Annotated in this window: 14 protein-coding genes; 4 read left to right on the top strand and 10 right to left on the bottom strand. The window is 42.7% G+C overall.

Going from position 1 to position 12,553, the window contains the following annotated elements:
• Positions 1-271: 271 nt before the first annotated feature.
• The 4 genes from ADI86_RS04870 to ADI86_RS04855 form a co-directional block, all read right to left on the bottom strand.
• The gene (locus tag ADI86_RS04870; RefSeq protein ID WP_049532007.1) at positions 272-937 is read right to left on the bottom strand and encodes a potassium channel family protein; all 666 of its coding nucleotides are present in this window, start codon (positions 935-937) and stop codon (positions 272-274) included.
• Positions 938-950: 13 nt separating this feature from the next.
• Positions 951-2,330 (bottom strand): TrkH family potassium uptake protein, encoded by a 1,380-nt coding sequence (locus ADI86_RS04865; RefSeq protein WP_049532006.1) that lies wholly within the window; start codon positions 2,328-2,330, stop codon positions 951-953.
• A 33-nt stretch (positions 2,331-2,363) separates the two neighbouring features.
• The gene (locus tag ADI86_RS04860) at positions 2,364-3,128 is read right to left on the bottom strand and encodes a nucleoside phosphorylase (RefSeq protein WP_049532005.1); all 765 of its coding nucleotides are present in this window, start codon (positions 3,126-3,128) and stop codon (positions 2,364-2,366) included.
• Between the two features lie 620 nt (positions 3,129-3,748).
• Positions 3,749-4,306, bottom strand: a complete 558-nt coding sequence (locus tag ADI86_RS04855) for a sugar O-acetyltransferase (RefSeq protein WP_049532004.1) — start codon at positions 4,304-4,306, stop codon at positions 3,749-3,751.
• Positions 4,307-4,470: 164 nt separating this feature from the next.
• On the opposite strand from ADI86_RS04855, the gene ADI86_RS04850 reads away from it, so the two are divergent.
• From ADI86_RS04850 to ADI86_RS12435, 4 genes are read left to right on the top strand one after another with little or no spacing between them, the layout of a single operon-like run.
• Complete coding sequence (locus ADI86_RS04850) at positions 4,471-4,776, top strand: rhodanese-like domain-containing protein (protein ID WP_049532003.1); 306 nt, start codon at positions 4,471-4,473, stop codon at positions 4,774-4,776.
• A gap of 20 nt (positions 4,777-4,796) precedes the next feature.
• The gene (locus tag ADI86_RS04845; RefSeq protein WP_049532002.1) at positions 4,797-6,452 is read left to right on the top strand and encodes an FAD-dependent oxidoreductase; all 1,656 of its coding nucleotides are present in this window, start codon (positions 4,797-4,799) and stop codon (positions 6,450-6,452) included.
• Positions 6,442-6,738: a rhodanese-like domain-containing protein gene (locus tag ADI86_RS04840; protein ID WP_049532001.1), complete on the top strand. Its 297-nt coding sequence runs from the start codon at positions 6,442-6,444 to the stop codon at positions 6,736-6,738. Before ADI86_RS04845 ends, ADI86_RS04840 begins: the two co-directional genes overlap by 11 nt.
• Positions 6,739-6,790: 52 nt before the next feature.
• Positions 6,791-6,916, top strand: coding sequence for a hypothetical protein (locus tag ADI86_RS12435; protein ID WP_275043687.1), 126 nt, complete (start codon positions 6,791-6,793; stop codon positions 6,914-6,916).
• Between the two features lie 175 nt (positions 6,917-7,091).
• On the opposite strand, the gene ADI86_RS04830 is transcribed toward ADI86_RS12435, so the two are convergent.
• The 6 genes from ADI86_RS04830 to ADI86_RS04805 form a co-directional block, all read right to left on the bottom strand.
• Positions 7,092-7,349 carry a metal-sensitive transcriptional regulator gene (locus ADI86_RS04830; protein ID WP_049532000.1) on the bottom strand — a complete coding sequence of 86 codons (258 nt, stop codon included), beginning with the start codon at positions 7,347-7,349 and terminating at the stop codon, positions 7,092-7,094.
• Between the two features lie 145 nt (positions 7,350-7,494).
• Entirely contained in the window at positions 7,495-8,349 is an 855-nt protein-coding gene (locus ADI86_RS04825) for a VOC family protein (RefSeq protein ID WP_049531999.1), read from the bottom strand.
• A 177-nt stretch (positions 8,350-8,526) separates the two neighbouring features.
• Complete coding sequence (locus ADI86_RS12220) at positions 8,527-8,697, bottom strand: hypothetical protein (RefSeq protein WP_049531998.1); 171 nt, start codon at positions 8,695-8,697, stop codon at positions 8,527-8,529.
• Positions 8,698-8,741: 44 nt separating this feature from the next.
• Positions 8,742-9,938, bottom strand: a complete 1,197-nt coding sequence (locus ADI86_RS04815) for a CAP domain-containing protein (RefSeq protein WP_049531997.1) — start codon at positions 9,936-9,938, stop codon at positions 8,742-8,744.
• 135 nt (positions 9,939-10,073) lie between these two features.
• Positions 10,074-11,111 carry an aldose epimerase family protein gene (locus ADI86_RS04810; protein WP_049531996.1) on the bottom strand — a complete coding sequence of 346 codons (1,038 nt, stop codon included), beginning with the start codon at positions 11,109-11,111 and terminating at the stop codon, positions 10,074-10,076.
• Between the two features lie 115 nt (positions 11,112-11,226).
• A complete protein-coding gene (locus tag ADI86_RS04805; protein ID WP_049531995.1) occupies positions 11,227-12,393 on the bottom strand; it encodes an SIS domain-containing protein in 1,167 nt (388 codons plus the stop codon).
• Positions 12,394-12,553: the final 160 nt, after the last annotated feature.

Below are 12,553 nucleotides of genomic sequence, written 5' to 3'. Positions count from 1 at the left end.
TAGAACTGACGAAGTCAGCTCAAAACACTGTTTTGAGGTTGTGGATAGAACTGACGAAGTCAGTAACTATACGCACGGCAAGGCGACGTTGACGTGGTTTGAAGAGATTTTCGAAGAGTATTACTCTCTCTTGTCATTTCTTTCTATTCTACCATAAAGTCCAGCTTCTGAAGGATTTTTACTAGAATACAAGGGGTTCTAACCTCAATCAGGATACTGGTTTCTCTCTATCTGCTACCTTGGACATCAAAAAAAGAGGGAAGTTCCCTCCTTACGAATTTAGTTCTGCCAAGTCATCTAGATACTGGTTGTTAATGACTGCCAAGATATAGGCATCTGCCTTCAAGAGGTCATTAGGTCCAAACTGGACATCCAGCGGTGAATTTTCTTGTTCACGAAATCCTAGGATATTTAGGTTGTATTTGCCACGTAGATCTAGCTGACTCAGGCTTTGACCTGCCCAAACACTCGGAATTTTCATCTCCACGATAGACACATTTTTATCCAACTGAAAGACATCGACATTGTTATGAAAGAGAATGGTCTGCGCTAGGGACTGCCCCATTTCATACTCAGGTGAAATCACCGAGTCAGCACCGATTTTTTCTAGCACCTTCTTAGCTGTCTGGCTTTTGACCTTGGCAATAACCCTTGGTACACCTAGACTCTTACAATGCATAACTGCAAGCACACTCGACTCCAGATTTTCCCCTGTTGCAACGACAACCGTATCACAGGTATCAATACCTGTAGTTCTGAGGAGTTCCTCGTCTGTAATATCGCCAACAACTCCACGCGCCAAAACAGGCTCAAATTGATTGATGTGCTCGGCGTGGTCATCGATGGCAATGATATTCATATCTTGCTTGGCTAGGGCCATCAGGACACTACTCCCGAAAATCCCCAAACCTAAAATTCCAATTGTACGATCTGACATCATTCTTCCTTTCTTATCCAATACTAATATCTGCTTTCATATACTGAATCAAATCTTTCTTATCAGGCTGGTAATCCGCTAGACTAACCAACAAGGTCAAGGGACCGATACGGCCGATAAACATGAGCACCATGACAATGCTGAGAGCTAACTTGCCCAGTTCTGGTGTCAGATTCGCCGTTACCCCAACTGTCGCAAGGGCTGAAATGGTCTCAAACATAAGGTAGATAAATCGCGGTGTTCCTTCTGCCGTAATTCCTAGCAACATCAAGCCCAACAAGAAGGTCATCAAAAAGATAATGAAGACACTAAAGGACTTTTGGACTGTGCGAGCCTCAATGGTTCTCTGCGTAACATTGGCATGAGGTAAGCCCAACAACTCACTACGCGCAAAGACCAATAAGACAAAGAAAGTCGTAATCTTGAGCCCCCCAGCTGTTCCTCCAGGCGCCCCACCGAGAAACATCTGTAAGATATAGATAAATAAAGTAACAGGCCGAGCTTGAGTGTAGTCAATAGAAGCAAAACCAGCCGTTCTCATGCTAACAGTTTGGAAAAAGCTGACTAGCACTTTCTCTGGAACACTGAGATTGCCAATGGTTCCAGGATTGTGCCACTCCGTAAAGAGTGTGGATACTGTCCCAAACAGCAAGATCCCTGCAGTTAAGAAGAGGACCAGCTTGGTGTGGAAACGCAGACGGCGTTTTTTCTTCTTGTCAAACTGGGTTGCCAAGTCAAACCAGACCATAAATCCCAGACCACCTGTGATAATCAAACCAGCAATGACCAGATTGATCAAGGGATCCGTCTGAAAAGCCACTAAACTGCTACTACCAAAATTATCAAAACCAGCATTACAAAAGGCTGAAATGGCTAAAAAGATAGAGGTAAAAATGCCTCGTCCCCAGCCAAACTCAGGAATAAAACGGAAACTTAGCAGGAAGGCACCCAAGCCCTCCACCAGAAAAGTCGTCAAAAAGATGGACCGCATAAAGGCCTTCAGCGACCGAGTCTCCCCATAACTAAAACTCTCCTGAATGGTTTCACGACTACGCAGACTGAGTTTTTGCTTCCCCTGAATATAAAAGACCCCGATAAAAGTCATGAGCCCCAGACCACCAATCTGTATCAAGAGCATACAAATCAACTGCCCCCAAACATTATAGGTCATAGCCACTGGTTGCGTAAAAAGGCCAGTCACACAGACCATGGACACTGTCGTAAAAAGATGGTCAAAATAAGTGGCCTGCGAACTATTTGCCTGAACAAAAGGCAAACTCAAAAGGAGAGAACCTATAAAAATAACTCCAGCGAAACTTAAAAAGATGCGACGAGCTGGTGGAAGTTCGCCCAAAGCCCTTTCAATTTTTTTCACAAATAATTTGAATAACATACATCCATTGTACCATAAAAAGAAGGAGAAGAGCTAGAACTGAGAGACTATCTCAAGGCAGAGTTCCAAGGCCTTCTCGAAAGCTTCTGAACCCCAGTCACGACTATCGTACTGGTCCAAGTCTGCTAAGGAATCTGCGGTAAAGAGCAACTCTCCCCAGACAACCCCACGTAGCTGGGCTACTGCCGCAAGAGCAGAGCACTCCATCTCCACAACAGCACAGCCTTCTTTCTTGCGATAAGCCACCTTTTCAGCCGTTTCTCGGTAAAAACCGTCTGTGGTCCAGGTCATGACTTCGTCATAAGGAATCCCTCTAGCTTCCAAAACTCGCTCAATAGCAGTAATAGCCTCTGACTGCATTTCCATATAACGAGAAGGTGCCACATAGTGATAACTAGCTCCTTCATCACGCAGAGCGCGAACAGGGACTAGAAAGGCATTTTCCTCTATATCAGCCAGCACACCACAGGTTCCAGCGGAAATAATCTGCTCCACACCATAGCCAATCAACCAATCCATAAACTGGGCAGCTGGGGCAGAACCAACAGGAGCTTGGGCTAGACATACTTTTTCACCCTTGTAGTCCATGACATAAACGGGGTAGGTCTTGGTGGCAGAAATGAACTCGCCGACGCACTCTGCTCCTACTTCCTGAGCATAGCGGTCAATCTCCTCACCTAAAAAAGCATAAACACACTTCTTTGGCAAGTGCAAATCCAGCCCCTCGTGATTGGGCATGATGACCGCCTGAGGATTATCATCAAACTCTAAAATGGGAATCGCGTGTTTCTGAATCATAGCCTACCTCCTCTAATTTTGTACTATTATAACAAAAGCTGACGGAGTGTCAAGGAGAAGAATGATAAACTGAGGAGAAAAACAATACAATCGCAACATTTTTGACAAAGACTCTTTTTAATGGTACAATGGACTTGCTTAAAAGTTCGATGAAATAAGCATATAAGGAAACACCACCGGTTGCCGCCAGTGGTGTTTTTTTGCGCTTGCTCAAGGCGCTCAGGCTATTTCTTTTTCTTGTCGCATTTGCTTGCTACAAATCGGATAAGCCACTCCGATAAGACATTCGCTAGTATACCAGCAAGAATTGGTAGCAAGACAAGTTCGATGAAAACGCACATAAGATCACCTCCTGCCTGCGCAGTCTAGTGTTTGCGACCTTACTATTATATCATCTTTGACTGAAAATAAATAGAAAAATCGTTGACATCATCTACTCATCTAGAAAAACTCTCTCCTACACTAGCACTTATTGCATCAAAAAAAAATCCCAGTTACGAGATGCTTTAAAACTTCTTAATGAAGGAGACTTGCTAAGAGATAGAGTAGGTAAATGTGGGCTTGGTAAAAGATGATGAAACCTACAAAAAAGAAACAAGCCCCGTTGTTCCTTTTTACTTCTATTTCACAGGTATCTCCTTAATCACACGCGCAGGATTTCCAGCTAGGACAACATTATCACCGAAAGATTTGGTAATCACAGCCCCAGCTCCTGCAACAACGTTATTACCTAGCGTCACTCCAGGAAGGACAATGACGCCACCTCCAGCCCAGAAATTGTCTCCAATGGTGATGGGCTTGCCGTATTCCACACCTGAATTACGTTCCTTTGGATCCAGTGGATGAAGAGGTGTTAGAAACTGGCAGTTGGGGCCAATCATAGCATTGTCCCCGATGCGAATCGGACAAACATCCAGCATGGTCAAGTTCCAATTGGAATAAAAATTTTCCCCTAGATGGATATTGACTCCATAATCGACTACCAGTCGTGGATTGACATAGAGATTTTGCCCAGTTGAACCAAACCAACTTTTGATAATCTCCGTCCTTTTCAAGGGATCTTCTTCCTTGTTAAAGGCAGCCTGTTTTTGGCGAGAAACCTGAGCCAAGACTCTCAGTTCTGGGTCCGATGGACGGTAAAACTCTCCTGCAATCATTTTCTGGTATTCACTGGTCATCTTTATACCTCACACTTACTTTAAGCCCATCATATCAAAAAGACTTTGAAAGTTCAATAATAAGCTGGCCTAGGACTTCTTTCCAGTCTCTCAAAACAACTTGCTTGACAAAAGCTTGACTTCATGGTTTAATATACCCCATAAGGGTATATTTGGAGGTGCCTATGTTTCACTTATTTACAAAAATTGACAGTATTTCTACCAGCGAGTTAGAAGCTAAACTCAAGGAACCGATTCAGCTACTGGATGTTCGGACGCCGATGGAATTTCGTAGAGCTCATATCAAAAATGCAAAAAATGTTCCTCTAACCGAAATTGGTTCCTACAAACCAGCGACAAAAGAAACACTTTATGTCATTTGTCATTCTGGTGTACGTAGTAAGATGGCTGCGAAAAAGCTAAAGAAAAAAGGCTATGATGTCATCAATGTCCGAGGCGGTATGAGCGCTTGGACAGGTAAAGTCATCTAGATGTATAAAGGAGAAGGAAGATGAAAATTATCATTGTCGGGGGAGTTGCAGGCGGAATGTCAGCAGCAACCCGTCTCAGACGTCTCATGGAAGACGCTGAAATCACTATTTTTGAGAAAGGTCCCTTTGTTTCCTTTGCAAACTGTGGGCTTCCTTACTATGTTTCAGGAGAAATTGCAAAACGTGATAGTTTATTGGTCCAAACTCCTGAAAGTCTCAAGGCACGCTTTAATCTGGATGTGCGACCATTTCACGAGGTCATCCAGATTTCGCCAGCAGAACACACTGTGACAGTGCGGCACAATGGACAAGAATTCACTGAAAGCTATGACAAGTTAATCCTCTCCCCAGGAGCTAAACCATTTGTTCCTACCATTGAAGGCTTGGAAGAAGCTAAGAATGCATACACGCTCCGCAATGTTCCCGATCTTGATGAAATTATGGCAGCCTTGGACAATCATCCAAAAGAAGCTGTCGTTATCGGTGCAGGCTTTATCGGGCTTGAAATGGTTGAAAATCTGGCGAAACGTGGATTGCAAGTTACTATCGTTGAGAAAGCACCCCATGTCTTGCCACCATTAGATCAAGAAATGGCAGCCTTTGTCCAAGCAGAATTGGTTAAAAACGGCGTTCGCCTTATCACTTCTCAGTCAGCAACTCGATTTGAAGACCAAGGAAAAATCATCGTTCTCGAAAACGGTCAAAAGATCACTTCCGACCTCACCATCCTTTCTGTCGGTGTTGAACCAGAAAACGGACTGGCTAAAGCTGCGAGAATTGAACTGGGACTCCGTGGTGGGATTCTGGTCGATGAACATTACGAAACCAGCCAAAAAGATATTTTTGCTGTTGGTGACGCTATCATCGTCAAGCAAGAGATTACGGGCCAAGACGCTCTCATCTCTCTCGCTTCTCCTGCCAATCGTCAGGGACGCCAAGTCGCGGACGTCATCGCAGGACTCGGTCGTACCAACAAGGGCAGTATCGGCACTGCTATCGTTCGTGCCTTTGATATGACAGCTGCTTCGACTGGTCTCAGCGAGCGTATCCTTAGCATGAATCAACTTCCTTACAAGGCACTTCATGTCAGCGGTAAAGACCACGCTGGTTATTATCCTGGCGCTACTGATATGACATTGAAGCTCCTCTTTGACCCAACCACTGGAAAAATCTATGGTGCCCAAGGAGTTGGGAAGAAAGGTGTTGACAAGCGAATCGATATCCTGGCAACTGCTATCAAGGGAAATCTCACCGTCTTTGACTTACCAGAATTGGAGTTCACCTATGCGCCACCATTTGGCTCTGCCAAGGATCCCGTCAATATGCTGGGCTACGCATCCTTGAATCTTATCGAAGGCCTTAGCGACAATATTCAATGGTACCAGCTCGAAGACGAACTAGCTAAGGGCAAGAAGTTCCTAGATGTACGGACAAGTGGCGAATTCCAAAGTGGTCGACTCAAAGTCGACACCATCCACATTCCCCTAAACGAACTACGGGAACGCTTGGACGAACTAGACAAGAACCAAGCCTACATCGTCAGCTGCCACAGTGGTTTGCGCAGCTATATCGCAGAGCGTATCCTCAAGCAAGCTGGATTTGCCGTCCAAAATCTTGACGGCGCTTATTCACTATACAAAATGGCTAACCCAGAAGGAGTAGAATATGGTAACTAATATCAGCATGGCTGACTTTTATGAAAAATATCAAAATGAAAATCTAGAACTTATCGATGTCCGTGAAGCGCATGAATTCCAAGCAGTCCATGCACCAGGTGCCAAAAATTTTCCGCTAAGTACCTTGGAGCAAGGCTACAAAGAACTCAAACCTGACCATACATACCATGTCATCTGTCAAGGTGGAGTGCGCTCTGCATCTGCTTGTCAATTTCTCAGTGCCCAAGGCCTTACCGTTACCAATGTAGAAGGTGGGATGAATGCTTGGCCTGGTCAAGTAGAATAAGCAAACGAAACTAGGCAAAAATCAATTTCAAGAGAAAATGAAGTAATACTCAATGAAAATCAAAGTGCAAACTAGAAAACTAGCCGCAGGTTGCTCAAAACACTGTTTTGAGGTTACAAATAGAACTGACGAAGTCAGTAACATATACCTACGGCAAGGTGAAGCTGACGTGGTTTGAAGAGATTTTCGAAGAGTATAACTCTTCCCACAATAAAACGCATAGTATCAAGGTTTTTCAACACCTAATACTATGCGTTTTTTAATTTTAAAGACTTTTTACTAACCTATCTTGATTCACATTAAACTATTCTAATAGTAGATAGATCTTTGCAACTATCGTGGTAAAAATTAGTTTATTTCCGTTTAATCAAGTATCGGATAGCCTTTTCTAGGCGTTCCTTTTGAGCTTCAGGATTATCTAGCGGCTGGTTGATACATTCAGTAAGGTTTTCAGTAATGATCATCTCAATCACGCGCTCCACACTAGATTTCACAGCTGTCAATTGCGTCACAATATCAGCACAGTCACGATCCTCTTCAATCATCTTTTGAATTCCACGCAACTGGCCCTCTGAACGTTTCAGACGAGTAATATACTTTGAGTTTGTCATTTCTTTTTCCTTGCTCGATTTTTCTTCATTATATCTCTAATCAGCTCCTTTGTCAAAATTCTCGTCCATCCAACGCAGTTCTGTTATCAAAGACTTCTCAAAAGGCAAATTAGCTATATGGATAACTCGATAGAAATTCCTAATTTTACCTTGCTAAACGAATACGGGTCACGATTCCGTCTGAATCTGTGATTTCCAGCTGGCTAGATGTCAGCCACTTGATTGCTGCATCAACTTCTTGTGCTCGTTTAGCAATCGTTAACAGTTCTTCTTTATGTGCGACTTCAATGACATAGTAGGCCAAACCTGGCAAGCCTTGCTTACGCGGAGACAGACCTTTTCCTCCCCATTCGTTGACTGCTAAATGATGATGATAGTCTCCAGCCGCAATCCAACTAGCGCTAGGCACAGTGAATTTATCCTCTAACCCTAACACCTTTTGATAAAACTGACTGGACTTTCGACTATCCTTGACGGAAAGATGAATATGCCCCATTCTCGTACCATCTGCTAGGATAAAAGGCTCTACTCTTTCCTCCAACTCATAGATGTCCTGCGCCGCAAGGGCTTCCGTCACTCCGATAATGCGTCCATCTTCTCGAATATCCCATGTGGAAACAGGCTTATCTCGATAGAGTTCAATGCCATTTCCCTCCAAATCCTCCAAGTAAATAGCTTCACTGTAACCATGGTCTGCACCGCCGACAAGAGGAATCTGTAAATCTGTCAGGTGTTTCAAGACATCCGCCAAAGCCTTGCGTGTCGGCAAGAGAATAGCCAGATGGTAAAGGCCATAATGTTCCCTTACTTCACCGCTCTCTTGTGCTTGAATCAGGTAGACCAAGGCTTTTCCACCAAGTCCTAGAACGGTCTCTATCTCAGTTTGAGACAAGATTTCTAAACCAAGCACTTGCTGATAAAAGGCTGTTTGACTTGCCAAATCCTTTACATTTAAAACGGCCTCTGCTAAATAAATGTGGCTCTTGTATTCATAAGTCATAAATGGCCCTCTTTTTTATTGTAATTATTATAGTTACAACTATTATATAACTTCCATCAAGAAAGTCAAGCCAGACAACTCGAAGCCTATATTCTAACAAAAAGAGGTCAATGTTCGTCATCAACCTCTTTCTTATCGTTCATTCTTTTTCCTAAGTAATACTCTTCGAAAATCTCTTCAAACCACGTCAGCGTCGCCTTTCCGTAGGTATATGTTACTGACTTCGTCAGTTCTATTTGTAACCTCAAAACAGTGTTTTGAGCTGACTTCGTCAGTTCTATCTGCAACCTCAAAACAGTGTTTTGAGCAGCCTGCGGCTAGTTTCCTAGTTTGCTCTTTGATTTTCATTGAGTATAAGATAAATACTTTACCTATAATTTGCTATCTTCAACCTAGTTAACCCATTCACCATTACCATTTACACGATAACCATCTGGTGTCGTTGTGCTGACTGCCAAAGCTCCTGAACCATATGCATAGTACCAGTACTTGCCTACTTTAAACCAACCTGTCTTCATGACACCTGATTGATCAAGATAATACCAAGTACCATTTTCCTTGTACCATCCTGTCTTCATAGCTCCTGAACCATCAAAGTAGAACCATCTGCTACCATCTGTTCCCCAACCTGTAAACATCGCGCCAGAACTATCAAGGAAATACCATGCTCCATCAACTTCTACAAATCCAGTCTGCATGACACCTAAATCATTCAGATAGTACCATTTACCACCTGTTTTTACCCAGCCTGTCTTCACATCACCAGACTCATAAAAATACCATTTTCCATTAGACTTCACCCAGCCAGACTGACTAGATGTAGATGTTCTAAAATCTTTCAACGATTTTTCTACAACTGTAGCTTTACTTTTAACTGTTGAAAGGTTTGATGCAGTCACTTCTGTATACTGAATAGCAGAACCATATCCACCAGCCAATTCCTCTGAAGAAGCATCATCACCTAAAGCTATAGAAATCGTTGCCACTTTCTGAGAACTAGCTGCATTTCTAAAAGCCGCAAGCCCCACATAGGTAAATTTAGAATTGATCAGAACCTCATAATAACCTGTAAATTCTTTAGATGTTCCACCCTTCTTTTTCGCTACATAATTCGCCTTCTCAGCATGCCAGTTTTCAATTGCTTTTAGAAAACCTTCATAGTTCACATCTAAAGCTTCTCCTCTTATATTATTACTAGATGGAAAAGCAGTCCAGATTTCTTTCGTAGAAAGACGCTCAGGTTTCAGAGTTACTGACACCTCAGTAGCGCGTACAAAAGCAGTTTTCTCAAGATCAGTAGACCATTTGATAGGGACATACTTATCTACCAAACCTTCATCAGCTGCTTCCTTACGAATCTTATTAATCGCATCCAAAATAGCTTGTTTATCTGGGGTTAAAAATTCTCCCTTAATCCCAACTAAAACGTTGCCACTAGAAGGATTTAACACTTCTGAACTCAAAACATTTTCATTTCTACCATCAGCAGATTGTGTTGCCACTAATCTGTCATTAGCAAAAACATCATTTGTCAAAACTGCTCCAGCCAAGGTCAAAGCCAAGGCGCTAGCAAATACAATTTTCTTCATTTTTTTCTCCTTTTATCCTATAGATAGGACAGGTATTTTCAACATTAAATTATATCATATTTTCCTACTTTTTGCCCAGTTCTACTAATGTTATAAAGCAAATGCTATTCACCCCAAAAGTAGAAACTTCATCCTTTATTTCACAACAAGCTCATAACGCGTCTTACTTGTGAAGGTTTGACCAACTTTGAGAATGACTTGGTCTTTGAGGTCACTGTGAATGGCATCTGGTAAAGCTTGCGCTTCAAGTGCAATACCATTGTGCTGAATCATTGGCTGACCTCCTATGATGACACTCTCATCCACAAAGTTTGCTGTGTAGACTACAAAGCAAGGGGCCTCTGTCTTGAAAAGCAGGAAGCGACCTGAATTTTGGTCATAAAGGAATCCAGCATTGTCATGGCCTGCAGGAAGAGCAAATGGGTGGTCCAAACCAGATACAAGTTTGATTTGCTCATCTTCTTCTGCAAAGATATCTTTCAACAAGGAACCATTGTAGATGTGTTTAACCGCATCACGATTGGCGTCTGGAGTTTTTGCAGGAACACCATCGGGAGCGATTGGGTAAATGCCCTCTGTGTTTAGTTGGAAGACATGACGGTCAATCGTCTGCGTGAAATCACCAGACAAGTTGAAATAACTGTGGTTGGTTGGATTGACCAGCGTATCCTGATCTGTCGTTACCTTGTAGCTGATTTCATAGGCACCTGTTTCTTCAAAATAGTAGCTAATCCAAATCTTGAGGTTCCCAGGAAACCCTCCTGTCCCATCTGTACGCTCTGTGTAGAGGATCAAGCCATGGTCGCTCACTTCAACTAGTTCAAACAAGCTGGAATCCCAACCAGTTGAACCACTGTGGTTACAGTTACTAGCATTGTTGACTTCAAGGTCATAGGTCTTGCCATTGAGCTCAAAGGTCGCACCTGCAATACGTCCTGCCACAGGACCTACGCTAGCTCCATGCTTTGGACTATTGCCTACATAGCTATCAAAGTCATCAAAGCCCAAGATAACATTGGCAAAATTTCCAGCCTTGTCAGGGGTAACATAGCGCAGGATGGTCGCACCATAAGTCATAACCTCAAGTTGGTAACCACCGTCCGTCTCAAAGCGATAGGCCAAGACATCCTTGCCCTCAACATTTCCAAATACACGCTCTGTGTATGCTTTCATTCTGTTCTCCTTTTACTATTTCTCTCAAGCAAACAAACCATAGAAAGCACCTTGACAATCCATGGTTTATCTGATAATTTACAAATCCTCATATCAAGAATTCATAAATACTGTCTTACTTTTGATATTCGTGGATGATCACACCTTGTACCACACGGTTTACTGTACCTGTAGGAGACGGTGTATCTGGTTTATTTTCTACCTTAAGTGAAGTCAATAGGGCAAAGAGTTGAGCATAAACGATGTATGGGAATACACGGTAAACATCATTTAAAACGCCACCGCAGCCAAGTGCGACTTCTTTGACATTTTCAAGTCCAAAGGCTTGATCACTCAAGAGAACAACACGACGAGCAATTTGATCGCCTGCAACTTCACGAACCAAGTCTAGGTCGTACTTACGAGTATAGTCTGTTGTAGAACCAAAGACCAAAACTACAGTATCTTCATTGATCAAAGATTTTGGACCGTGACGGAAGCCAACTGGGCTTTCATACATAGTCGCTACTTGACCAGCTGTCAGTTCCAAAATCTTGAGCTGAGCTTCATGAGCAAGTCCAAAGTAAGGACCAGCGCCAAGATAGATAACTCGGTTAAAGTCGAGGTCAACCAACTCTTTGACATCTGCTACATTGTCAAGGACTTTGCGTGCAAGGCTTGACAATACTTCAAAACGCTCAGATTTAACTGCAAAGTCTGTCGGATCAAATACCAATAGCGCTGTCAACATCATCGACGTAAAGCTTGATGTCATAGCAAAGCCAGCATCGTTAGAAGCAGTTGGTTGCAAGAGTAAGAGGTTGCGGTCATCACCATGTGCTTGAAGAGCTAATTTTCCTTCAGCAGCACAGGTGATGGTCACTTGATAAAGTTCATCAACCAAGGTCTTAGCCAAGTCAACTGTTGCTACACTCTCAGGTGAGTTCCCACTTCGTGCAAATGATACCAAAACAGTTGCTACATCTTTTTTCAAATAAGTTTGTGGATTAGCTACGATATCAGTTGTCGCAATAGCATTAAAGTTCCATTTACGCTCATCGTAAACTTCTTTAAAGTAAGGTACCAAGGTATCTCCAACATAGGCAGAAGTCCCAGCACCTGTCAAGATAACCTTGATATAGTCATGTTTATCAGCAATCCCTTGTAGGAAGGCTGCAATTGCTTCACGCTTTGCTTGATAGGCTTCAAAAGCTTCTTTCCATACATCAGGTTGTTGGTAGATTTCACGTGTAGTGATTTCTGCACCCAATTCAATCAAGTCTTCTTTTGTATAATGTAACATTGAGTTCCTCTTTTTCTATTAAATATGGGAATGGGAGTAAGCCCCATTCCCATGTATATTCTATATAAAATGCCCTAACGATTTTCACGATATCACATCTTATACTCAATGAAAATCAAAGAGCAAACTAGGAAACTAGCCGCAGGCTGTACTTGAGTAC

The organism is Streptococcus pseudopneumoniae (assembly GCF_001074975.1).
Lineage (GTDB): Bacteria > Bacillota > Bacilli > Lactobacillales > Streptococcaceae > Streptococcus > Streptococcus pseudopneumoniae_D.
Note: the sequence above shows the minus strand (reverse complement) of the source record. Positions and strands in the feature narration are given on the sequence as shown.